The 23,935-nt window shown below is 32.2% G+C and carries 20 protein-coding genes and 1 riboswitch; of the genes, 16 read left to right on the forward strand and 4 right to left on the reverse strand.

Features of this window, described 5'->3' with window-relative positions; translation table 11 throughout:
- The first annotated feature begins 1 nt into the window (after position 1).
- Complete coding sequence (locus RCH19_RS11245) at positions 2-3,454, forward strand: DEAD/DEAH box helicase family protein (RefSeq protein WP_343023304.1); 3,453 nt, start codon at positions 2-4, stop codon at positions 3,452-3,454.
- Here RCH19_RS11245 and RCH19_RS11250 read toward each other — a convergent pair.
- Positions 3,451-4,464 (reverse strand): WYL domain-containing protein, encoded by a 1,014-nt coding sequence (locus RCH19_RS11250; RefSeq protein ID WP_343023305.1) that lies wholly within the window; start codon positions 4,462-4,464, stop codon positions 3,451-3,453. The two genes, RCH19_RS11245 and RCH19_RS11250, sit on opposite strands and share 4 nt — an antisense overlap.
- A gap of 110 nt (positions 4,465-4,574) precedes the next feature.
- On the opposite strand from RCH19_RS11250, the gene RCH19_RS11255 reads away from it, so the two are divergent.
- The 11 genes from RCH19_RS11255 to RCH19_RS11305 all read left to right on the forward strand — a co-directional run bounded on the left by RCH19_RS11255 (position 4,575) and on the right by RCH19_RS11305 (position 13,676).
- Positions 4,575-6,362, forward strand: coding sequence for a DUF3696 domain-containing protein (locus tag RCH19_RS11255; protein ID WP_343023306.1), 1,788 nt, complete (start codon positions 4,575-4,577; stop codon positions 6,360-6,362).
- A 3-nt stretch (positions 6,363-6,365) separates the two neighbouring features.
- On the forward strand, positions 6,366-7,277 hold the full coding sequence (locus RCH19_RS11260) for a hypothetical protein (protein ID WP_343023307.1): 912 nt from the start codon (positions 6,366-6,368) through the stop codon (positions 7,275-7,277).
- A gap of 102 nt (positions 7,278-7,379) precedes the next feature.
- Positions 7,380-7,877: a hypothetical protein gene (locus tag RCH19_RS11265; protein ID WP_343023308.1), complete on the forward strand. Its 498-nt coding sequence runs from the start codon at positions 7,380-7,382 to the stop codon at positions 7,875-7,877.
- 413 nt (positions 7,878-8,290) lie between these two features.
- Positions 8,291-8,389, forward strand: a riboswitch (SAM-I-IV-variant riboswitch).
- A gap of 59 nt (positions 8,390-8,448) precedes the next feature.
- Entirely contained in the window at positions 8,449-9,261 is an 813-nt protein-coding gene (locus tag RCH19_RS11270; RefSeq protein WP_343023309.1) for a hypothetical protein, read from the forward strand.
- 55 nt (positions 9,262-9,316) lie between these two features.
- Positions 9,317-9,937, forward strand: coding sequence for a hypothetical protein (locus RCH19_RS11275; RefSeq protein WP_343023310.1), 621 nt, complete (start codon positions 9,317-9,319; stop codon positions 9,935-9,937).
- Between the two features lie 5 nt (positions 9,938-9,942).
- The gene (locus RCH19_RS11280) at positions 9,943-10,338 is read left to right on the forward strand and encodes a hypothetical protein (RefSeq protein ID WP_343023311.1); all 396 of its coding nucleotides are present in this window, start codon (positions 9,943-9,945) and stop codon (positions 10,336-10,338) included.
- Position 10,339: 1 nt separating this feature from the next.
- On the forward strand, positions 10,340-10,756 hold the full coding sequence (locus RCH19_RS11285) for a hypothetical protein (RefSeq protein ID WP_343023312.1): 417 nt from the start codon (positions 10,340-10,342) through the stop codon (positions 10,754-10,756).
- Between the two features lie 25 nt (positions 10,757-10,781).
- Entirely contained in the window at positions 10,782-11,522 is a 741-nt protein-coding gene (locus tag RCH19_RS11290) for an N-formylglutamate amidohydrolase (protein ID WP_343023313.1), read from the forward strand.
- 21 nt (positions 11,523-11,543) lie between these two features.
- Positions 11,544-12,308, forward strand: a complete 765-nt coding sequence (locus RCH19_RS11295) for a GH25 family lysozyme (protein ID WP_343023314.1) — start codon at positions 11,544-11,546, stop codon at positions 12,306-12,308.
- Between the two features lie 27 nt (positions 12,309-12,335).
- Positions 12,336-13,028, forward strand: coding sequence for a Sir2 family NAD-dependent protein deacetylase (locus RCH19_RS11300; protein WP_343023315.1), 693 nt, complete (start codon positions 12,336-12,338; stop codon positions 13,026-13,028).
- Between the two features lie 126 nt (positions 13,029-13,154).
- Positions 13,155-13,676: a hypothetical protein gene (locus RCH19_RS11305; protein WP_343023316.1), complete on the forward strand. Its 522-nt coding sequence runs from the start codon at positions 13,155-13,157 to the stop codon at positions 13,674-13,676.
- A 478-nt stretch (positions 13,677-14,154) separates the two neighbouring features.
- Here RCH19_RS11305 and bshB1 read toward each other — a convergent pair whose 3' ends face one another.
- The 3 genes from bshB1 to RCH19_RS11320 all read right to left on the reverse strand — a co-directional run bounded on the left by bshB1 (position 14,155) and on the right by RCH19_RS11320 (position 16,444).
- A complete protein-coding gene (gene bshB1 / locus RCH19_RS11310) occupies positions 14,155-14,871 on the reverse strand; it encodes a bacillithiol biosynthesis deacetylase BshB1 (RefSeq protein ID WP_343023317.1) in 717 nt (238 codons plus the stop codon).
- A gap of 77 nt (positions 14,872-14,948) precedes the next feature.
- Positions 14,949-16,007: a chorismate-binding protein gene (locus RCH19_RS11315; protein WP_343023318.1), complete on the reverse strand. Its 1,059-nt coding sequence runs from the start codon at positions 16,005-16,007 to the stop codon at positions 14,949-14,951.
- Positions 16,007-16,444, reverse strand: coding sequence for a PaaI family thioesterase (locus RCH19_RS11320; protein ID WP_343023319.1), 438 nt, complete (start codon positions 16,442-16,444; stop codon positions 16,007-16,009). Before RCH19_RS11320 ends, RCH19_RS11315 begins: the two co-directional genes overlap by 1 nt.
- 114 nt (positions 16,445-16,558) lie before the next feature.
- On the opposite strand from RCH19_RS11320, the gene RCH19_RS11325 reads away from it, so the two are divergent.
- From RCH19_RS11325 to RCH19_RS11340, 4 genes are all read left to right on the forward strand, one after another.
- Positions 16,559-18,085 carry a hypothetical protein gene (locus tag RCH19_RS11325; RefSeq protein ID WP_343023320.1) on the forward strand — a complete coding sequence of 509 codons (1,527 nt, stop codon included), beginning with the start codon at positions 16,559-16,561 and terminating at the stop codon, positions 18,083-18,085.
- Between the two features lie 259 nt (positions 18,086-18,344).
- Complete coding sequence (purL, locus tag RCH19_RS11330; protein ID WP_343023321.1) at positions 18,345-21,998, forward strand: phosphoribosylformylglycinamidine synthase; 3,654 nt, start codon at positions 18,345-18,347, stop codon at positions 21,996-21,998.
- A 341-nt stretch (positions 21,999-22,339) separates the two neighbouring features.
- Positions 22,340-23,002 carry a hypothetical protein gene (locus RCH19_RS11335; protein WP_343023322.1) on the forward strand — a complete coding sequence of 221 codons (663 nt, stop codon included), beginning with the start codon at positions 22,340-22,342 and terminating at the stop codon, positions 23,000-23,002.
- Positions 23,003-23,716: 714 nt separating this feature from the next.
- Entirely contained in the window at positions 23,717-23,833 is a 117-nt protein-coding gene (locus RCH19_RS11340) for a hypothetical protein (RefSeq protein WP_343023348.1), read from the forward strand.
- The last annotated feature ends 102 nt before the right edge of the window (positions 23,834-23,935 follow it).

Here is a 23,935-nt window from a genome sequence, read left to right on the forward strand (position 1 = left end):
AATGCAAAGCAACTTTACCTTTCTACAGCAAGAATTTCCGGAAATTTACCGTGAAATTCAAGAAGCCGAAAAACACACCTTTACGGCTCCACGTTATGCTGCATTATTGTGTAGAAGTGCTTTAGAAAAAGCCATGTTTTGGTTGTATAAAAATGATGAAGATTTAGAACTACCTTATGATACAAAGCTAGGGGCTTTGCTTCATAGCGAGAATTTCAAAAATATACTCAAACCAAGTATGTTAATGGAGTTGGACATTATACGCTTAAACGGAAATAATGCTGCACACGGTAAATCTGTAAAAGCCTTAGAAGCTTTGAACTCTCTAAAAAATAGCTTTCGATTTTTGACATTTCTGAGCAAATATTACAGTGAAGCTAATCCAGATATTCCTGTATTTGACGAAAGAGTAATTCCTTACGGAGACACTAATGATAAAAACGCCAAAGAGCTGCAATCCTTAGCAGGAAAGTTAGAACTTGAACGAGCAGAAGCGCAAAGAGCATTAAAACAGCAAGAAAAACTAGCCGAAGAAAACGAATCCCTAAGAAAACAATTAGAAGATCGTGATCAAATCATTGCGGAGCGTAAAGAAGTTCGTTTTCAAGAAATAGCAGTAGAACAGGCTATTCCTGAATTAAATTCTGAACACGAAACCCGACTTATTTTAATTGATTTACTATTAAGAGAAGCGGGTTGGGATAAACTCCAACAAGGTAGAGATGTTGAATTTGAGGTTTTTGGAATGCCTTTAACTACAAATCCGTCAGGCAAAGGTTTTGTAGATTATGTATTATGGGGTGATAACGGCTTGCCATTAGCAGTAGTGGAAGCTAAGAGTACTATCCATAGTGCGTCCAAAGGAAAACATCAAGCTAGTCTATATGCAGATTGTTTAGAGAAAAGTACAGGCCAACGCCCTATTATTTTTTATAGTAATGGTTTTGAAACACACCTTTGGGACAATACATTTTATCCTGACCGCAAAGTACAAGGTTTTTATACCAAAGAGGAGCTACAACTACTTATCGAGCGACGTCGTGATCGCAAAGATTTAAGAAACTTTGTTGTTAATACAGCAATTGCCGGTAGGTACTACCAACTGGAAGCTATTAAACGTGTAGCTGAAAGTATGGTAGTAACACATCAAAATCACTTAAGAGGAAAAAATAGAAAAGCCTTACTTGTTATGGCAACTGGGAGTGGTAAAACAAGAACAGCAGCAGCAATTGTGGATATGTTTGCCAAATGTAATTGGGCTAAAAGAATCTTGTTTCTAGCTGATAGAAATGCATTGGTAACACAAGCTAAAAATGCCTTTAAGGAACATTTACCACATTTATCAGCTATTGATTTAACTAAAGAAAAAGAGGATAACGGTACAAGAGTCGTTTTTTCTACGTACAAAACCATCTTGAATAAAATTGATAATCTCAAAAATGAGGATGAACGCTTTTATGGGGTGGGTCATTTCGACATCATAATCATTGACGAAGCGCACCGGTCAGTTTACTCCAAATACCAATCTATTTTTACTTATTTTGACAGTATTCTCATTGGTTTAACAGCTACCCCAAAAAAGGATATTGATCACAATACGTATGCACTTTTTGAAATTGAAGATGATAATCCAACCTATGCCTACGAATTAAACAAGGCAGTAGCAGATAAATTTCTAAAACCACCTAAAGCATTCAAAATACCCTTGAAGTTTCCTAGGGAAGGAATAGTATATGATGATCTTTCAGAAGGAGATAAAACAAGATTTAGAGAGATTTTCGGGGCTCAATTTGGTGACGAAAATATAGTCGAGAAAGTAAATAAGAGTCAAATAAACTCTTGGTTGTATAATGACGATACCATTGACAAAGTGCTAGATTACTTGATGAGCAATGGTCAAAAAATTGAAGGTGGGGACAAAGTTGGAAAATCAATTATTTTTGCCAAAAACCACAAACATGCTGCTTTCATTGAAGAGCGTTTCAATAAAAATTATCCCCAATATGGTGGTGATTTTTTGAGAGTTATCGATAATTATGAAGACAAAGCTCAAGATTTACTGGAAAAGTTCTGTTTCGATAAGGGAAAAGAAAAAGACCCCCAAATAGCAGTCTCAGTAGATATGATGGATACCGGTGTTGATGCACCTAGAGTATTAAATTTGATTTTCTTTAAAGAAGTAAAATCATTTTCAAAGTACTGGCAGATGATCGGTCGTGGGACACGCTTATGTCCTGATATTTTTGAACCTGGAGTTCACAAAGAATATTTTTTAATTTTTGATTTCTGTGGCAATTTTGAATATTTTGGTGATAATCCGGATGGTGAAATTCAAAAAACAAGTTTACCATTATCACAACAAATTTTTAATACAAAGCTTGATGTGGTTATGGCTGTTCGAATGTTGCAAAACCCCACAAATGAGCAGGAAATAATTCAAATCCAATATACGGATGATTTGCATCAATCAGTTGATGATCTAGATGACAGTCGCTTTGAAGTGCGTAAACATTGGCGTTACGTACGAGAATATAAAAATCGAGCCAGATGGAACAACTTGTTGCAAGGTGATATACTCAACATTCAAAGTAACTTATCTCATCTAATAGATTACAACCAAGATAAAGATGAATTTGCAAAACGATTTGATTTATTGGTTTATAAATTGCAACTGGCCTTAGTTACAGGAAACAAAGCCCAAGTAAAACATATTGATAATATTTTCAATATTGCAAATATGTTATTCACAAAGCGAAATATTCCTGCAGTGCAAGCCAAGCTTTCAACCATAAAGAAACTTCAAAACGAACAATTTTGGAGTACAGTTAATGCAGAGAATCTAGAAGAAATTCGTCAAGACATACGTGATTTAGTACAATTTCTAAAAGACGAAAAGAAACTAGATCCTATTTATACCTCATTTAGTGATGAACTCAATTTAGATGCCGTAGAAGAAATTGACATAATAGCTTCATACACCAGTTTACAGAGTTACAAAGACCGGGTAGAAGCATTCATCAGAAAAAACAAATCACATTTGGTAATTGATAAATTGTATAAAAACCTACCCATTACCGAAAAAGAAATAGGCGTTTTAGAGCAATTTTTAATTAATGAAGCTTTAGAAAGTAAAGATAAATTTGCAAAAGAATATGGAGACCAGCCGTTAGGGAAGTTTATTCGCAATATTGTTGGATTAGATATTGAGGTGTCAAATCAATTATTTGCAGTCTTTATTTCGAAAGGTAATTTGAATGCAAACCAAATTACTTTTATTCAAAAAATAATTTCCTATCTCAATCAGAAAGGATTTATTGAAAAGCAATTATTAACTCAATCTCCATTTAACGAGCAACACGATCAGGGTATTTTCGGAATTTTCCCTGAAGAAGATAAAGCGATGAGAATCATAAAAGTTATCAATGAGGTAAACGAAAATGCAATGTTTGCTTAGTAATTCTCTAATCCTTTTAATAGTCGTTCTTTAATTTTGTCTTGTAAATATTGAGGTTCTATGACCTTTACGCTTTCACCGTAGGACAAAATCAATCGCTCTAATTCATAGTTAGGCATCACTTTAATCTTCAACTCTAAAGTAAATTCATCAATCCATTTGTGCTTTTGGGTTTCGTGTATCGATTTATTCTCCATGTACTTTCCAGTCAATTGGTTAAAATGCAATACAACATTTTCTAAAACAGCATCTACCCCTTTACTCACACCGATCATATCTGAAAAATAGTCTTGCCAATATATCGAATCGTTAACTATAAAAGACGTAGAGCTTGGTTTTACATCCACTATTCTATCAATAGCAACATTCCAGTCTGATTTAAAACTTTCGTGATGGAAACCAAACAAAAACCAACGATTATTGTATTCTTTTAGATAGTATGGATGAAAAATATAAGTATAAGGCTCTTCTGTTTTAAAATCTTTATAGGTAATTTCTAAAGGTGTTTTATTTTGTACCGCATTATACAATGTACTAAAATGCTCAATACCTTTTAAATCTTGTGATCTGTCAAAACCAATAAACGGTTTTTCATTAGTTGATACTTTCAAATCAGTTTTTAGCTTTGCTATAATCTCTTGAATACCTTCAAACTGAGGCATACCTTCAAATTGTGAAAGCACTTGAATGGCGGACTGAAACTGATCCATCTCTATTTCATTTAAAGGAGCATTATTAATTGAATAGTCTAAATCTTCATACCGGTAGATTCTTTTTTTGCCATCTTTAATGTCTGCTAATTCAATGCCCCAACCCTCACCACTTTTCATAAATGCAATATCGTCTTGTAGTTGACGAAGCTTAATACACTGACTTTCATCATCAAACAAATCGAGGAGCTTGTCATTAACAGTCGTTAATAGCACATCGATAGTAAAATTCTTATAAGGATTCTTGAAACATGAGTCCAAAATTTTATATCGCACTAAAGGTTTTTTGGTGACAGCCATAATATAAAGTGATTTAAAATGGTTAGATTTGATGCAATACTACACATTAAATTTTAATATGCATTATATCTGCATAGTTAATGCTGTCTTTTGTATCAAAATAAGAAAATATGATTAAGAAAATAGGAGTTGAGAATTTTAGAGTATTCAAAGAATTTACAGAATTTGAAATTAAACCAATAACACTGCTTGTTGGCCCAAACAATGCTGGTAAAAGTTCTTTTACTAAATTACTGCTTTTGTTAAAGAATGGAGTTGAAAAATTAAATTTCGAAGATGGTTTACACAATCTTCAAAGATTTGATAAAGTATTAAATTGGAAGACAGATAATAAGCTTTTAAAGATTCGCTACGACAATCAATTAGATTTTTTGGAAGATAGTTTTAAGGTTGATGTTTTATATGGTAAAGCTTTGGGTAGTGATGGTTTAATGATGGGAATTAATATATTAAACGGTAAAGAAAATTTAATGACTTTTGCATTAGGAAGTTATAGTCTTTTATATTTCAATATCGATTTAATGATTTCTTTAATTTATAATGATGCAACGACTAGTTTTTCTGATGTCGATGATGGACGAGTATTTGATTATCCAGAAGAGGACGGTGAGCTTTCTGAAGGGATTGCTTACGATGGAGATTTATCTCTTGAAAATTTCGAAGAGATTTATGATAATAATGGCGAAATTCTTACTCATCGTGGTAATAATCACATTGGAAAGATTGTATTGAAACACGAAATTAGAAAATTAGAAAAGGATTATTTGTTATATGACGTTTTTATAAAAGGTGAAAAAGCTACTGAATATTATAAAGAGAAAATTATCGAACTTCAAAAATCAGAATTTTCTAAAATAGAGGGCTATTCTTCTTCAATCGATATAATTAATAACTTAAATGATTGTTTGCTCTATGCAAATGAAAAAGTTAAATATCAAATAAAATCTAATTTTTCAGAGGTGTTAAATGAAAAAGATATTGAAATAAGAGAAACAAGATTAGGTAGGTTATTAATGACTGAAAAATTATTTGAGCCATCTTACACATCTGATAATTTATTATGGAATAAGTCAGATAATCGAACGACAAATTACCAAAAAACTTTCTTTCAGCAGTTTGCTAATTTATTGCAAGGTTTAGATGAGGATTTTAATACTATAGAGTATATTTCTGCAAACAGAGGAAGTCAGAAACGAATCCTTAACAATAAGTCCGAAAATGATATTGACAAAATTGTATTAGACTTCTTCAATAAATCGGATAAAAACAGAGTTTATCTCGAAAAGATATTTACTGTTTTAGAAATTCCGGGAAAGCTTACGGTTGAGCGATTTGAGAATGTTATATCTGTTGTGTACTTAACAATTAATGACAAAAAAGTTGCATTGTCTGATCTTGGATTTGGCTATTCACAACTGATTCCAATAATTTTAAAAATAGCAACCCTTACAGCATCTATTAATAAAACAGATGGTGTTTTTAATCCAGGAGAGCATCAAAATAATATGTATAGTTTTAGAGAATATAAAGAAAATATAATACTAATAATCGAAGAGCCGGAAGCCAATTTGCACCCTAGTTTACAGTCTAAATTAGCAGATATGTTTGTAGTAACTATTGAATATTACCCATACATTAATTTTATTATAGAAACCCATAGTGAATATCTCATACGCAAATTACAATTTTTAACTGCCAGTAAGAAAGTTGGAACCGATAAATCGATTATTTATTATTTCAATGCTGATAAATATGTCACAGCAACGGAACCTAAAGTCAAGCCTATTGAAATTAGAGCTAATGGAAACCTAAGTGATACTTTTGGACCTGGTTTTTATGATGAAACTACTCGTTTGCAATTTGACTTGATGAAATTGAATCAAGAACAAAATAATTAAGATATGGAGTTGTATATCGAAAAGGAGTTTTTAGATGACTTTCATGGCAGATATAATGAAAATATGCTTTCGGCTTCACAGAAAATTGTAGCTACGATTCTAAAAGAGTATGCAGAAGTAGAATGGTTCATTGATTGTGAAATTGAATCCATAGAAAAAATGGAAACTCTTAAAAATGAAAATCCATTTTTCCATGCTCGCAGTATTTACAGCAGTCCTATTGCTATAAAATCAATTAAAGAACATTTTTTTGAAAGGTCAAAATGTGATCAAACTTTAATTTTTACACAAAAGGATGAGGATTGGTTCGGCGAGGCGGAACGCAAAGGCGCACTTTGTTTTTCAATAAGTAACTATAAGGACAAAATAGAAAATATTGTTAGAATATGTCATTTTAAGATTGATTTGAGCGAGAAATTTGCGGGATGGGAAAACACCATGGAAAACATTCGAAAATTAATTCCATTAAACAAAATCATAGTAAACGATTCCTATTTACTTGATAAACCTGAATTTTATGAGAATAGTGTTTATCCTTTGATAAAAGCAATTTCAAAGAATAAAAAAACGCTAAAACACTTTTATACTGATTTTCTAAACAAGGTAAATTTTAATAAAGTTGATGTATATAATTTTTTACAACAAAAATATTCAACTTCAGAAATTAGAATTATACAGAACAATGTCGATGAATTAAAATCGCACGACAGACTGTTGTATTCCAACCATTATATTATTGATTGCGCTATTGGTTTTAATTTTAATCCTCGAATTAGTTCCAACTCACAAATAATCATTGAAACTATTTTTGAAAAATACACCTATAATAGGTTGCGTAATCACTTGAGAAAAACGAGTCAACATTTTCAATGTTTAGTAGAAGAAAAGAAAATAAACGCATATTATCCAAATTAAAGACTTTCTTTTCGTAGTTGAATAGAATAGTAGTAATTATTAACTAGATTTTAATTTTTAGTGAAGATTAAATAAAACAACAGTTCAAAATACTTAAAACCCATGGATCAAGTTAAAATTAAATTGCTAAAGCAACTCTCATCCATCGGTGATGTTACTTTTTTCACAGAGAATAAAAAATATATTATAACAACACAGGAAAAAACTCCTTTAAATACGCAAGCAAATACTGTATTACACTTTTTTGAGAAGCTAGACATAAGTATGATAAACTCAATTTTGGATGTAAGTTTCACTTATCAACATTTCACAAAGGGAGATTTCATCGGCAAACTTGATGATGCTTTTAATGAACTTCTTGATGCTGGCGACACTTATCTAACTAGACATAGTGGTTCGTGTAACTCTCAAAGCTGTAACTTCAATTGTAAAGGTTACTCTTTTATTGGAAACAATTCCAATAATTATTTTGATTTAATTTTTGATATCAAAGAGGGAATTGTTCACGACATTTATGAATGTAGTAATTTTAAGTGCGATGAAAAAAATTTAAAGAAAAATATCATGATAGAGATTGACAAGTCTAATATGCCATTTTAGAAAGGCATTAAACGCTTTGTAATCTTTACAATTTATTCTCAGAATTTATAATTCTTATAATAATGATACTATTTCAATCAATAAAAATTAGAGTAATTAGCATTCTTTAAAAAGCAGCGCTAAACAGTTTACAATAATTTTAAAATATTAGATTTTTATACTCCTTATTGATCTACAATATTTAACATTTATCAGTTTAAAATCATCAAGTTATTTTTAAGAATTTTAACTACAGACAAAGAAAATTACATATAAAATTTGATATTGTAGTTCTGTGAATGAATTTTATAGTAGTGATTATTGACAGTTCATATTTTTTCATTGTTTACTCTATCCAAAATATAAAATGTAAAACTGTAATATGTTACAACAAGGTATAACTTGCATATCTCGATTTTTTTTTATAATATTTGTCAAAGCATCAAGAATTACACATTTGTGTAATGCCAACCGATCAACTCAAGACACGGTGGCTTAGAATGCGGGACAGTCGTTCAAATGTATTGAGAAACCACAATTCTTTATCGCATTTTACGACATAGCAAAAACTATAATTTAAAATTGTTATGTTATGTATACTAAAAGTATTCAGTTAAAAGAAATCCTAAAGCACCAATCAGGTAGCGATATTGATCATTATGTAGGCTTAAAAACACAATGGCATAGTTGCGAAAATCGCAATTTAGTTGTGTCTCCAATGATTGAGGACAAATTCACTCCATTAGGAATCGAAATCAGCCACAGCGCTCTCACAACACAACTTGATTTTACCGGAGTAACTCCTGACGAGATTTTGTTATTTGATAGTGAAAAACAATTCACAGGAAAAACATTTAGTCTACATGAAGGAAGTGGTACTTTCAAAGTAGAGACCCAAGCCCGTTTTATACTCATCTGGAATACGAAAAAAGATGAAAAAACTAGGCGAGATTTACAAAACTTCAACTGTAAAACTTTACTACTTGATGATGACCTTGCTTACACTATTAATAGGATTTCTGGGTATTACGGTAAATTCCCTTATTTTATTTTAAAACATCCTAAATCGCCTTGTTACACACAAATTCCTATTCACTTAGTTGAAGATGAAGCTTCAGCAAGCCACTTACCCGGAAGCGTATTATCAATTGCTAGTGAAATATTAGAAGATAAAACTCAAAAAGAGTCGCTACTACTCTATCATTTTGAAAAGGTTTATGAAAAAATCAGTATTGATTCAAATCAACCCAAGGATTTAGCCTTGATTCTAAGTTCAGATTCAGCTCATTACTTACCGAAAGAGAATAATAAATCAAGATTTATGAATAGTATCCCCTATGGTGGAGTTTTGCTAGATTTAAATGGTCATATTATCGCACAATCTACCCAACATTTTATTAAATAAATAGTCATTTCTACGATCCTCATTGTCATTCTTTTCAAGAAGGACAGGACGGATTATGAATTATAAAGTACACATAAATATGCTGACGTATACCGATTCCGATTTTTTAAAACCAGTTTTTTCGACATTAGTGATTAAAGTTTCAAGTATTGTAAAATGCTTTCAATCCATAGAGAATTTTGTAACCACATATAATTATGGCGGACAAACAAATGGTGTGCTATTAATTGCAGCCGAAATGTGTATGCCTGCATTTCGATTAGAAGCTTTTGCTGCTGACGTGCTAATTCCTTTTGGCATGAAATTGAATGATGATTTTGCCTTTATTGATGAAAGACAAATTGAAGGCGTTCGAAATACGAATTCTTACAACGTAAATATTGAACATCCAGATTGTGACAATACCAATTGGTTAAAAGGAATGATTATTGAAAAAGGGAATTATATTTGGTACAGTGATCCAGATTTAACTGAATTTGAAAAAGAAACTAATTTCAGATTATTTAAGAACCTTTGTTATAATGAACCTGAAAAATTCAACCTCAATCCTCGAGTTATTAAATTAGATGATACCTATGTACATTATACAGTTAGTGGTTTAGACATGTATTATAAGTTGCATCGAGATGCTTTATGGTATAATGAGAAAGTTTATGGAGATTGTAAATTTAACTAAAAAGAATGAATATAAAAAGTAGTGTTTCAAAGACCTTTACCGCTCAAGCCACCATTGGTTTGTATAAAGGCTATTCGGATGAAATTATTTTAATAAGTGACTTTAAAAAGAAGCTATATAACAGACAGCAACAAATTAAAAAAGAATTTGATGTAGTGCTGAGCGTAAAACTTGCACTATGTGAAATTGTTTTTCTGGGACAAGAAGAGCCATCGGTTACCTTAGAGTTTATTCAGTATCCTAAATTTCCAGTAGCTGAGCCACTTCTTAAAAAAGCAATTATTCATCTAATAGAACTGTTGATGGAAGACCTTGATCAAAATCGCACAGTAATAGTGTTTCAAGACGAGACTATTTGCCTGGAAAAATCAAACGAAATAGATCCTAAAATAAATATTTAAAATGAATGACCTCTTCCCAACTCATAAACTTTCGTTTTTAGAAGAATTTTTACTTTATCATAAAAGAATGAATTTTGTAACATTATACGTGAATGAAAACAATGACCCAATTAGTTTGACCAGTGAACGCAATACTATCGCTAAAGAATTCAAATTATTAGATATAGACTTACAGGATAAAACCATTAGCCAATTATATGAACTGTTAGAAATTCGGCGACAAGAGGATTATTTAATTCGTAAAATAAGTAAAAAATCTGATCTAGTTAGTAAAAGAATATTTCTCTTAACCATCCATCTAGACCATCTAGAATATTATTTGTACGATTATGATTATGAGGCAATGCCAGGAAAAGTAAAAAAACAGTTTATAGGACTCAGGAAATACAGTAAACTATGGAAAGACAATAAAATATAACTACTGTAAATAAAGTCAAAAAAAAATGCAAAAATTAATATTACACATTCCGCACTCCTCAATTATAATTCCTTCGTACGAGGGTTTTATCATAAGCAAAATAGTTTTAGATGAAGAAATTGGTAAATTAACAGATTGGCATACAGATGATTTATTTAGTAACACCATAGATATTAGTGTCATCGCTACTTTCTCTCGACTCTTTTGTGACGCAGAACGTTTTGTTGACGACACGCATGAAGTTATGGCTAAATATGGCATGGGAGTTTTATATGAAACTTTAGACAACGGAGATCTTTTGCGAAAAGTAACGCAAGAGCTAAGGAACTTTGTAATAGAAAACTTTTATAAACCACATCATCAACAGCTAAATGAAGCATTGCTAAAAGCCTTAAACCAATCAGGTAAGGGAATTGTAATTGATTGCCATTCGTTCCCTTCTACCCCATTAAAAAGAAGCCTAGTGCAAGTCAAAGATACTCCTGATTATAACATTGGGACAGATGCTTACCATACACCACAAAACTTAATTGATTTTTCAAAAGCTTATTTTGAAGATTTAGGCTATTCGTTAGGGATTGATACACCGTACAGTGGGGCATTAGTGCCAATGGAGCACTATCAGAAAAACAAAAATGTACAGGCAATAATGCTAGAAGTAAACCGAAGATTGTACCTAAAGGAACCTACCAATGAAAAATCAGAAAATTATCAAAAAACTAAAGAAGTAGTTCAGGGTTTTTTAGAAGGAATTCGAAATTTATAATTTTTTAAATCAATTAAAACTTTGAAAAACTATTTTTTACTTTTTGCAATCACGGTACTACTCACAATATCCGCAATTGCTAGCTATAAATACCGAAAAGGGATACTCACTGCAAAAAATTATCTAACCGAAAGAGGAATTTATCGCAATCAAATAGTATCGGACCCTTTGATTGATAGAATTCCAAAAAATGAAGAAGAACATATTTTTGGTTTAGACTTATCGCATCATCAACAACATATTAATTGGGATAAAGTACTAGAAAATCCACCTCACTTCATAATCTTTAAGACTACAGAAGGTAGTTCGCATACTGATACTAAATATGAGAAACACCACAAAGAAGCTAAGAATAAAGGGATTTTAGTTGGAGGGTATCACTTCTTTAGTTACCAATCATCTGGAAAAAAACAAGCCCATCATTTTCTAAAACACCTAATGCTCCAAAAAGGAGATATTCTACCGGTTTTAGATGTTGAATTTAGTAAAAAGATGCATTCAGATGCTTGGATAAAAGAAAACATAGCAGCATTTATAGGCACAATTGAACAGGAAATTGGAATAAAACCAATTGTATATTGTGAGGTCGCCTATTATAATCGGTTTTTAAAAGCCAAATACGGGAGCGAAATCCATCTTTGGTTGAGCGATTTTAGATCTAAGCCTAATAAAAACTTTGTTTTTTGGCAAAATACTGATAAATACAAACAAACTGGAATACAAGGAACTGTAGGTTATAATCTCTTTAATGGAACAAAAGAAGATTTAACTGCAAAATGTTATTAAATAAAAATCTAAAAATTGAATTGAAAGATGCGCAATAAAAAACACCATTTAGTATTCTTCACCGGTGCAGGGATTAGCCAAGAAAGCGGACTAAGCACTTTTAGAGGTGAATCGGGACTTTGGGAAAATCATAAAATTGAAGAAATTGCATCACCAGAAGGATTTGCAAAGAACCCACAAGTAGTTTTAGATTTTTACAACAGCCGAAGATTGGAATTAGAAAATGTAAAGCCCAACGCTGCCCATTATTTAATTGCCAAATTAGAAGAGAAATACAAAGCGACCATAATCACCCAAAATATTGATGATCTGCACGAAAGAGCAGGTTCTTCTAACATTTTGCATTTGCACGGCGAACTAACAAAATCGAGAAGTTGTTTCGACGAAAACCTGATCTACCCTTATAACAATCCTCTAAAATTAGGAGATTTAGCACAAGATGGAAGCCAACTACGTCCACATGTAGTTTGGTTTGGAGAGGAAGTGACAAAAATTAAAGAGGCTATTCAAATTACACAAAATGCCGATTTATTTATCATAGTCGGAAGTTCCATGATTGTTCATCCAGCAGCATCACTTTTGTTAGCTGTACCTTATGAATCAGATACGGTTTACATTGACCCAAATCCAACTGTGGAAGAAGGAATTAATTTGCTAGTTATAAAGGAAAAAGCAACGGTAGGAGTACGATTGTTGGTGGAAGAGTATTTAACATCATAAGGTATTTTAATTAAAGAACAGTTCACATCTTTGAGGAAAACTTTTGACCTTAGTTGTCGTAAATTCAATAAGAATATAAATAATTAAAAGTATTTACAGCTTAATCAGAAAAATAATTAGTAACACATGGAAATACAATTTTGGATTGACAATGCGGGTTCTTTATTCCACCAAATATTTATGATTATAATGGGGAGCTTAATGGCAATTGCTGCAGTTTTTGGAACCACTTACAACGTAGTTAATATTTTGGTATACTACATACTTATGCCTTCTTCCTGGATTTATTTAATAAGCAAAAAAACAAGTATTTGGATTAACATATTGTCTATTATTGCAATTATCGCGTTTGCCCTGCTCCCTGATCTACGAAAAAATTGTGACTATTTTTTTAAAAAAAGTGTTGATTTTTTAAATTGGAGTGCTACAGTTTTTAACTCAAATTATATTGACATGTCAGTATACATTTGTGTTGTAGCAGTTGCAATTGTTTATTTAATCTTGATCCTTTTAACTTTACCAAAAAGCGTGGTAAAGAAGATCAGAATAGTGATGTCTATCGTTTTTGTATTATACATGATTGTAATTTATCCGAATTTTAAGGATATCCTACTTTGGGGAATTAAAAAAATGAATGTGAAATATTAATGACTAAAAGAAGTATATTTATTAGCTAAGCAAGTAAGGACATCTAAAACATTTCGCTATTTTCTATAGAAGATCAAACTTTTTTTTAGAGGGCTTATAGTAGAATTTTGATCTTAATTTCATAAATTTAAAAACAGATATAATTTTTTAGACAAACATTGATAAAAGTGTCAAAGAAGTGTCAAAAAAACAACAAATAATTGGAATTTTTTCCTTACATTTAGCAAATATAAATCAGACAATATTTAAATTAAAAACGTTCTTCTCTATTATTGTAAGTCACTAGGAATGTGGATTTTAGAAATAAAAAAAGCCCTTAAAAAAGGACCAAAAGTAAACTATATATTGTATCAAAATCTCGGTACCACAAACCGATGCTCTAACCAACTGAGCTACAACCACCATAATGCTTAGCGCTGGCAAAGATACAACATAAGTTTACTTTTGCAAATAATTTTTTCAAAAAATTACATCTATTTTACTTCAAATCTGCTAAGCTATTGACTGCCAAATATCTTTCAACTGTAAAACCTTCCGCGTGTTCTACTCCAGAAAGTCTACCTAAATCTCTAGAGCGATAATTTAAGCTTTCTAGGAAGTTTTTACTGCTAATTGGTGATTCTGGTTCTTTAGAATTTGGATCATAAAACTGCGAACCATAAGCTAAAATCGATTCTATTTTTTTATCTGTAAATCCGGTAATATCTACCACAAAATCAGGTTCGATATTTTTCCATTGAATATAATGATAAACAAGCTTTGGTCTCCAAGCTTTTTGTTGTCCTCCATCTAATTCAGTTTCAATTTTCATTAAACCAGATAGAAAGCACGCGTCAGAAACTAATTTACTTCCCTTTCCATGATCAATATGACGATCGTCTATTGCATTGCACAAAACAATCTCAGGTTGGTACTTACGAATCATTTTTATGATTTCTAATTGGTGCTTTTCGTCATTAACAAAAAACCCATCACGCATTTCTAAATTTTCACGTGCCACAACACCTAAAATTTTTGCAGCAGCATTTGCTTCCTGATCTCTAATTTCAGCAGAACCACGAGTTCCTAATTCGCCACGAGTCAAATCAACAATTCCAACATTTTTCCCTAATGAGATTTCTTTTAATATAGTTCCGGCACAACCTAATTCTACATCATCAGGATGTGCTCCAAAAGCTAGTATGTCTAATTTCATATTAATATATTTTTATTTTCCGCTAGGCGGTTTAATTGTTTTAGTTGATAATCACAACAATTTTCCAAAAGTCTAAATTACAATACCTTTTTCATTGTCATTGATTTATTCACACTTTCCTCCCACTCTTTCTCAGGAATACTATCTTTTGTAATTCCGCAACCCATATACAAATGAGATTGAGAGTTTTTAATTTCCATACATCTTAAATTAACAAACAAATCTGAGCTTGCTTTCTTATTTGTAAAGCTACAATTTAGTTCACCAAGAAAACCTGTATAAAAACCTCGGTCGTAAGGCTCGTTTTCGATAATGAATTCCTTTGCTATTTCTTTAGGTAAGCCACAAACTGCTGGCGTTGGATGAAGTAATTGAACTACTTCTTTCAAACTAGAATCAGAATTTAAATCTCCTGAAACATCCGTTTTTATATGCCAAATACTTCCAGCTTTAACACTATACGGTTCTGTGAACTTTACATCTGAAGCTACGCTTTGAAGTCTTGAAACTAAATAATCAGTAACAAATTGTTGCTCTTCTTTTTCCTTTTCGCCCCACAATATATCCGACGAACCAGTATCTTTTTGCGTTCCTGCTAATGAAATGGTTTCAAATTTGTCTTCGCTAACTTTTAATAATTGTTCTGGAGTAGCTCCAATCCAATTACCAATTTTCGGATGATAAAAGCAGTATACAAAGGCTGAAGGATAAAATTGAACCAACTTTTCAAAAGTTTTAAACATATTAAAATCTACAATTTCAACATGCTCTGTTCGTGATAAGACGACCTTTTTGAATTTGTTATTTGTTATAGCTTGAATCCCTTTCGAAACTAAAGCTTCAAATTCCCTTTTAACAATAACATCGACTGCTTTAAATTGTGTTTTGGATGGTAGTAATTCTTTTTTATTCAAAGAGAAATGCATTATTTCTGATTCCTTTTCTGGGATTAAATAGGTTTTAGTTCCATCAAAACTTGCAAACACAAAACCCTTTTCGCTAAAATCATTTACTGAAAATAAACTAGCATCTTTTTGAAACATAGCAATAACACCCTCAACATTTGGTTTTGAATACAACACAAATGGTAATTGATTTATTAAATGATTTTGAATTTTACTTTCGATTTCTGCCATTATTTATCCTCGCTTTTTCTCTTTGGCAAAATCATATTGGTCAACTTACAAAGCGAAATTAAATTGTCATTCTCGTCGACAATTCTAATTTCCCATAAGTGAATACTACGTCCTTTATGAACAATTTTTGCTGTAGCAGTTACAATTCCATTACGTTTTGATTTTAAGTGATTAGCAGATATTTCTATACCTCTCACATCGCTCACTTCTGGATTTACAAATAACATTGATGCCGCACTTCCTACACTTTCAGCTAATGCTACCGTTGCACCACCGTGTAAAATCCCCACAGGCTGATGCACTGAAGAATTAACGGGCATTGTTGCAACCAAAAAATCCTCACCTGCATCTGTATACGTGATATTCAAGGTTCGCATTAATGTGTTTTCAGAAATTTTATTACAGTAATTCAGTATTTTTTCTTTATCAAATGACATGTTAGTAGCTTTTAATCTGTAAAATTAAATAAAAGATACGGGAGAAGATAGGAATTACATTTGTAATTCTAATTTCATTATAGATTTTGCCTATTTTTACAAAAAAAAAATCAAATGCGTCCACAAATAGTATTGACTTTTATTGCAATTATAATATCTATTTGCTCCTGTCGCTCTGATTTTGAAACCATTGCTAGCTCAGGTAAATTAGAGTTTTCTAGAGACACTATTTATCTAGATACTGTGTTTACCAGTATTGGTTCTAGTACGTACAGACTGAAAGTTTACAATAGAAGTAAGAGCGACATTACTATTCCTACTATAAAACTAGCCAAAGGACTTAATTCTAAATATCGAATGACCGTTGATGGAATGCTCGGGACAAACGGAAAAATTTTTAATAATGTCGATGTATTGGCTAAAGATAGTTTGTATATTTTTATCGAAACTACAGCAAATATTGCCGACGCAAATTCTACCGATTTTTTATACACTGACCAAATTCAGTTCGACGGAGGTCAAAATCTTCAAAGTGTCGAATTAGTTACCCTTATTCAAGATGCGGTTTTTCTATATCCAAAACGTTTTGTTGATGGCACAATCGAAACGCTTCCTATTGGCGATCAAAAAATTGAAGGTTTTTATTTGGACGAAAATGATCCCGTTAATGGAAACGAGCTACAATTCACAAAAAATAAACCCTACGTCATTTATGGTTACGCAGCTGTTCCTAGCAGTAAAACTGCGACTTTTGAAGCCGGAACCAAAGTATATTTTCATTCTAATTCAGGTCTCATTGTTTGCAATAAAGCATCCATAAAAGTAAATGGCTCAGTTTCTACAACTGATAAATTGGAAAATGAAGTTGTTTTTGAAGGCGATCGTTTAGAACCTGATTTTGAAAACGTACCAGGACAATGGGGAACTATTTGGCTTACTGACGGCAGTACTAACAACTTCTTTAATCACTTAACTATTAAAAATGCAACCATTGGATTGTTAATTCAAAATAATGATGGAACAACAGTTTCTATCAAAAATACCCAAATTTACAACTCAACGAACTACGGTATTTTGGCGCAGACCGGAAAAATTAATGGAGAAAATATAGTTATTAATAATGCAGGACTAGCTAATTTAGCTTGTAATTATGGAGGGAGTTATAAATTCACGCATTCCACTTTTAATAATAACTGGAACAGTTCGCAACAAGTAGCTCTATCCTTAAGTAATTATATAACCGGTGCTATTCCAGAAGCTAAAGATTTAGCGGAAGCTACTTTTAATAACTGTATTATTTATGGATCGTATTCGAATGAAATGACGCTGAATAAGAAAACGGGAGCTGCTTTTAAATACCAATTTAACAACTGCTTAATAAAATTTGATAATACATCTAGTCAGTTCGCAACTAATCCAGATTATCAGTTCACATCTGATGCGGTACATTACAACGCTATTATTTTAAATAAAGATCCAAAATTCTTCAAAACAGCACAAAACAAATTAAATATAGATGCTGCTTCTTCTGCTTTCGCGAAAGGAAATTCGGCCTATTTAATTCCAACAGATGTTTTAGGCAAAATGAGAACTTTACCTCCTGATTTAGGTGCGTATCAGAATATGGAATTTCCGAAGTAGGAATCATTTCAAGCATTGCTAACATTAATTATTGCAATGTCTTTGTCATACTGACGAAGGAAGTATCTCTATCACAATGTTTCAGATTGTAAATTATATAGTATTAGCAAGGTCGATTGTAGAATTCTGAACTTCGAATAATTTGCATTTGTAATATGCAATATAGAAATTTGGCACATCAAAAATTGAATTTTTAATCCTTGCGCTTACTACTTTTTTAGACTAAATTTGCACCGTAAATACAACTAACTACACAACAATGATCCATTTCTTTGAAAACCAAAGCAAAACTGTTTTTGCAGTGCAAACGCAAAACGAAATTTCGGCTCAAGACATTTCAAAATTAAATTGGCTTTTTGCCGACTCAAATAAAATAGAAAAATCCGTACTCACGGATTTTTTTGTTGGACCACGTGCCACTATGGTGACTCCATGGAGTACAAATGCCGTTGAAATCACTCAAAATATGGGGATTTCGGGGATCATTCGAATTGAGGAGTTTCATAAAGCAACGGAAGATTTTACTGATTTCGACCCAATGCTTTCGCAAAAATATGCAGAGTTACACCAAGATATTTTTACTATCAATGTGCAACCAGAACCTATTTTAGACATCGAAGATATAGATGCGTACAACAAGAAAGAAGGTTTGGCTTTAAGCCTTGAAGAAGTAGAATATTTGGATAATTTAGCAACCAAATTAGGAAGAAAATTAACTGATTCTGAGATTTTTGCTTTCTCACAAGCGAATTCAGAACACTGTCGTCACAAAATTTTCAACGGAACATTTGTAATTGATGGCGAAGAAAAAGAAACGTCTCTTTTTAAATTAATCAAAAAAACATCTCAAGAAAACCCGAACGATATCGTTTCGGCGTACAAAGATAATGTGGCTTTTGTAAAAGGGCCAAGAGTGCAACAATTTGCTCCTAAAACTGCTGACAAAGCTGATTTTTACGAAATTAAAGAATTTGATTCCGTTATCTCCTTAAAAGCAGAAACACATAATTTCCCGACAACCGTAGAGCCTTTCAACGGAGCTGCAACAGGTTCTGGTGGAGAAATTCGGGATCGTTTAGCTGGTGGACAAGGTTCGTTGCCGTTAGCCGGAACAGCAGTTTATATGACTTCTTATTCTCGACTAGAGGAAAATCGTCCTTGGGAAGATGCGGTTCCAGCAAGACCTTGGTTGTACCAAACTCCAATGGATATTTTGATTAAAGCCTCTAACGGAGCTTCAGATTTTGGAAACAAATTCGGACAACCGCTAATTACTGGATCTGTTTTAACTTTCGAACACCAAGAAAACAATCGCAAAATTGGTTACGATAAAGTAATCATGCAAGCAGGTGGAATTGGCTACGGAAAATTAGACCAAGCGCTTAAGAAAAAACCACAAGAAGGCGACAAAATCGTTATTCTAGGTGGAGAAAATTATAGAATCGGAATGGGTGGTGCTGCAGTTTCCTCTGCAGATACAGGTGCTTTTGGTTCCGGAATTGAGTTGAATGCCATACAGCGTTCGAACCCAGAAATGCAAAAACGTGCTGCGAATGCCATTCGTGCCTTTGTAGAAAGTGATAACAATCCAATTGTTTCCATTCACGATCACGGTGCTGGCGGACATTTAAACTGTCTTTCGGAATTAGTGGAAGAAACAGGAGGATTGATAGATTTAGATAAATTACCTGTGGGTGATCCTACCCTTTCGGCAAAGGAGATAATCGGTAACGAATCTCAAGAAAGAATGGGATTAGTTATTGGTCAAAAAGATATTGATTTATTACAAAGAGTGGCTGACAGAGAGCGTTCTCCTATGTACCAAGTAGGCGATGTTACTAACGATCACCGCTTTACTTTTGAGTCAGAATCTACTGGTGCTAAACCGATGGATTATGCTTTGGAAGATTTCTTTGGAAGTTCTCCAAAAACGGTCATGAATGATAAAACAATTGCTTACAATTATGCTCCGCTAGAATATTCTGTGAGAAATATTTCAACTTACTTAGAACAAGTATTGCAATTAGAAGCAGTGGCTTGTAAAGACTGGTTGACCAATAAAGTAGACCGTTGCGTAGGTGGTAAAGTCGCTAAACAACAAACCGCAGGACCATTGCAATTGCCATTAAATAATGTTGGTGTAATGGCCTTAGATTATCAAGGAATTGAAGGTGTTGCTACATCAATTGGGCACTCTCCTATTGCCTCTTTGATCGATCCTATTGCAGGTACACGAACTGCTATTGCAGAATCGTTATCAAACATTATTTGGGCTCCTATTAAGGACGGAATGAAAGGAATTTCATTGTCTGCCAACTGGATGTGGGCTTGTAAAAATGAAGGTGAAGACGCTCGTTTATACGCAGCGGTGGAAGCTTGTTCAGAATTTGCAATCGAATTGGGAATCAATATTCCAACAGGAAAAGATTCGCTTTCGATGAAACAAAAATATCCAAATGACGAAGTAATCGCACCAGGAACGGTTATTATTTCGGCAGGTGGTAATTGTACTGATATTAAAAAAGTAGTAGAACCTGTTTTACAAAAAGACGGTGGTTCTATTTATTATATCAATTTGTCGCAAGATGATTTTAAATTAGGCGGTTCGTCATTCGCACAAACATTAAATGCAATAGGAAACGAAGCACCAACTATTAAAAATGCTGCTTTTTTCAAAAATGCATTCAATACCATTCAAGAATTAATTTTAGACGATCAAATTCTTGCAGGTCACGATATCGGAAGTGGTGGTTTAATCACTACTTTATTAGAAATGTGTTTTGCTGATGTGAATTTAGGAGCCAAAATTGATTTCTCTGTTTTTGAAGAGAAAGACATCATAAAATATTTATTTGCTGAGAATATCGGAATTGTTTTCCAAGCAAAAGATAATGCAACGATTGAAGCTAAACTAAATGCTAACGGAGTTGCTTTTTACAAATTAGGAAATGCAACTAATGAACCAAGCTTAGACTTTGGGCATTGCAAACTAGACATCGCAAAATACAGAGACATTTGGTTTAAAACTTCGTTTTTATTAGATCAAAAACAATCCAAAAACGGAACGGCTCAACAGCGTTTTGATAATTACAAAAACCAACCATTACAATATACTTTCCCAACTCATTTTACAGGAAAAAGTCCATTAATCGATAATTCGAAATCACGTCCAAAAGCAGCTATTATTCGTGAAAAAGGAAGTAATTCTGAGCGTGAAATGGCAAATGCAATGTATTTGGCTGGTTTTGATGTAAAAGACATTCACATGACTGATTTAATTTCGGGACGTGAAAATCTAGAAGACATTCAGTTCATCGGAGCGGTTGGAGGTTTCTCTAACTCTGATGTTTTAGGTTCTGCCAAAGGTTGGGCGGGAGCTTTCAAATACAATGAAAAAGCAAATACAGCATTAAATAATTTCTTCAAACGCGAAGACACTTTATCTGTTGGAATTTGCAACGGTTGTCAGTTGTTTGTTGAATTGGAATTAATCCATTCAGAGCACGAACAAATGCCGAAAATGTTATACAACGACAGTAATAAACACGAAAGTATTTTCACTTCAGTTACGGTACAAGAAAATAAATCAGTTATGCTGTCTAGCTTGGCTGGAGCAACGTTAGGAGTTTGGGTTTCGCATGGTGAAGGAAAATTCGAATTACCATTAGGCGAAGAGCGTTACAACATAGTTGGAAAGTACGCTTACGAAGGCTATCCTGCTAATCCAAACGGTTCGCACTATGATGTTGCGATGCTTTGCGATCTTACAGGGCGCCATTTAGTTACTATGCCACATATCGAACGTTCTACTTACCAATGGAACTGGGCGCATTATCCAAAAGATAGAAACGACGAAGTTTCTCCTTGGCATGAAGCGTTTATCAATGCTAGAAAATGGATTGAAAACAACTAATATTTAGCTATTTATATATGGAAAGCGTTCTCGAAAGAGAGCGCTTTTTTTATGGCGTTTAAAAAAAAGAAAAGGTACTTAGATCATAAAACTATACTCTAATCTGTGTTTCTAATTTTAGTCGGACTTACTATACTTTAAGTGTCATATATCGATATATATATTTCTGATAGATTGGGATGTTTCAAAATATTCATAATTCGACTTAACTTTAATAAAAGAGCATCATGAAATATTATGGTGATAAAAATCTAAAATTTGTACTATTATTTTTATATATTAGCTACGATTAAGAATCATTTTAGTCATCCAATCTTTAGATTAAACTTAGAGATAATCTTATGAGAAACATACTTCACCTACTAATTTTAGTTTTAACGATTTCGTTTCAAACAGTGATTTCTCAATCAAAACCTGAAAAATATTATAATGTTAATTTTCAGCTAATCAGTAAAGATGAATTTGAAAAATCAGTAAAAAAAGAAACCGTTTTTAGTTACACTCAATATAATCTTGAAGATCAAACTGCTAAAATACTTTACAAACGAAAGACTATAGGAAAGCTAAATAAACAAGAATTATCATTACTAAAAAAGGAACTTAGCAAAAACGGACCTTTAGAAAATGAAATTACAATATTAATTTTCTATCCAGGAAAAGATGAATGTAATAATAGGTCGGATAGTTTAAGTATAGATTTTTTTAGAACAGAATACAAAAATAAACTTGATAGAATAGCAAAATACAATCACTTTTGGATTTACAAAACTGATGAAGATTTAAAATATTATCATCCAGAAAAAATTAATTGGAAAAAGGATAACGATAAAGTAATTGAAAAGTTACTTTTTAAGATGCATTATCCATGTTTTAGTTCTGCAGTAATAGATTCTAATGGTAATTATCGTTTGAACTTGGCTGAATTCGCAACTGACCAAATTATAGAAGATGTAAAAGCAATGAAAAAGAATATTGCTAAAAAATCGAATAATTTATATTATTAATCACATAAAGAATAGAGAGTTACGCTAAAAGTAAATTATTACATTGATTTTTTGCAGAATCAGTTATTAAAAAAGGTGCTGTAAATTGGAGTAATTTAGTTGAATTAATACTGAGATTGCAATTTGAAATAGGAACAGAGAATAATTTAGTTCAAAACGAAATTTTTAGCGAACAGATTGATGAATAAATTAATATACTATTTTATAGATAAACAAAAAACACTTCTTCTTATTGACAGTGTAGGGGCGATTTTAACTGCGTTTTTTTTGTTTGGAGTTTTAAGGCCATTTAATGAACATTTTGGAATGCCTAAAATAGTATTGATTGACCTTTCTATAATAGCGTTTTGTTTCTTTATTTATTCCATCACTTGTTTTTTATTTTTAAAAGGAGATTTGAAACTTTTTATAAGGCTGATAGGTATATCAAACTTACTTTATTGTGCATTGACAATCGGTCTTCTATTTGTGTACCATACTCTTCTGACAATTTTAGGAATGATTTATTTTTTGATTGAAGTACTAATTATTTGCATACTTAGTTATATCGAACTTAGAGTAGTAAAATGAGCAAAGAAGGTGATGATAAAATGTTATTGAATGATGTTTTTGATGATGAAAATTTTGAAGAAGGAAATTAATTCAATATGAAATAGTTTTAGTAATCTTGATACTATATTAGGTAGTGAAATTCAAAAAACAAGACCTTGTGCAATCGTTTCACCAAATGAATTGAACAAGTACTTGAGCACAATCGTTATTGCACCTATGGCTTCTTGTGTAAAACAATATCCTACTAGAGTTCCAGAAAATCATAATGAAAGAAAGTAAATGACTGCAATTGACTAAATTAGAACAATTGATAAAAAGAGAATTGTAAAGTTGTTGGGGAAACTGAACCACACTGAAATTAAAACATTAAAAGAGGTCCTA

Origin of the sequence: Flavobacterium sp. PL12, from assembly GCF_039123485.1 — a bacterium.
Lineage (GTDB): Bacteria > Bacteroidota > Bacteroidia > Flavobacteriales > Flavobacteriaceae > Flavobacterium > Flavobacterium weaverense.

Coding starts and splice junctions, on each gene's coding strand:
- RCH19_RS11245 (WP_343023304.1), top strand. CDS start 2: ATGCAAAGCAACTTTACCTTTCTACAGCAAGAATTTCCGGAAATTTAC.
- RCH19_RS11250 (WP_343023305.1), bottom strand. CDS start 4,464: ATGGCTGTCACCAAAAAACCTTTAGTGCGATATAAAATTTTGGACTCA.
- RCH19_RS11255 (WP_343023306.1), top strand. CDS start 4,575: ATGATTAAGAAAATAGGAGTTGAGAATTTTAGAGTATTCAAAGAATTT.
- RCH19_RS11260 (WP_343023307.1), top strand. CDS start 6,366: ATGGAGTTGTATATCGAAAAGGAGTTTTTAGATGACTTTCATGGCAGA.
- RCH19_RS11265 (WP_343023308.1), top strand. CDS start 7,380: ATGGATCAAGTTAAAATTAAATTGCTAAAGCAACTCTCATCCATCGGT.
- RCH19_RS11270 (WP_343023309.1), top strand. CDS start 8,449: ATGTATACTAAAAGTATTCAGTTAAAAGAAATCCTAAAGCACCAATCA.
- RCH19_RS11275 (WP_343023310.1), top strand. CDS start 9,317: ATGAATTATAAAGTACACATAAATATGCTGACGTATACCGATTCCGAT.
- RCH19_RS11280 (WP_343023311.1), top strand. CDS start 9,943: ATGAATATAAAAAGTAGTGTTTCAAAGACCTTTACCGCTCAAGCCACC.
- RCH19_RS11285 (WP_343023312.1), top strand. CDS start 10,340: ATGAATGACCTCTTCCCAACTCATAAACTTTCGTTTTTAGAAGAATTT.
- RCH19_RS11290 (WP_343023313.1), top strand. CDS start 10,782: ATGCAAAAATTAATATTACACATTCCGCACTCCTCAATTATAATTCCT.
- RCH19_RS11300 (WP_343023315.1), top strand. CDS start 12,336: ATGCGCAATAAAAAACACCATTTAGTATTCTTCACCGGTGCAGGGATT.
- RCH19_RS11305 (WP_343023316.1), top strand. CDS start 13,155: ATGGAAATACAATTTTGGATTGACAATGCGGGTTCTTTATTCCACCAA.
- bshB1 (WP_343023317.1), bottom strand. CDS start 14,871: ATGAAATTAGACATACTAGCTTTTGGAGCACATCCTGATGATGTAGAA.
- RCH19_RS11315 (WP_343023318.1), bottom strand. CDS start 16,007: ATGGCAGAAATCGAAAGTAAAATTCAAAATCATTTAATAAATCAATTA.
- RCH19_RS11320 (WP_343023319.1), bottom strand. CDS start 16,444: ATGTCATTTGATAAAGAAAAAATACTGAATTACTGTAATAAAATTTCT.
- RCH19_RS11325 (WP_343023320.1), top strand. CDS start 16,559: ATGCGTCCACAAATAGTATTGACTTTTATTGCAATTATAATATCTATT.
- purL (WP_343023321.1), top strand. CDS start 18,345: ATGATCCATTTCTTTGAAAACCAAAGCAAAACTGTTTTTGCAGTGCAA.
- RCH19_RS11335 (WP_343023322.1), top strand. CDS start 22,340: ATGAGAAACATACTTCACCTACTAATTTTAGTTTTAACGATTTCGTTT.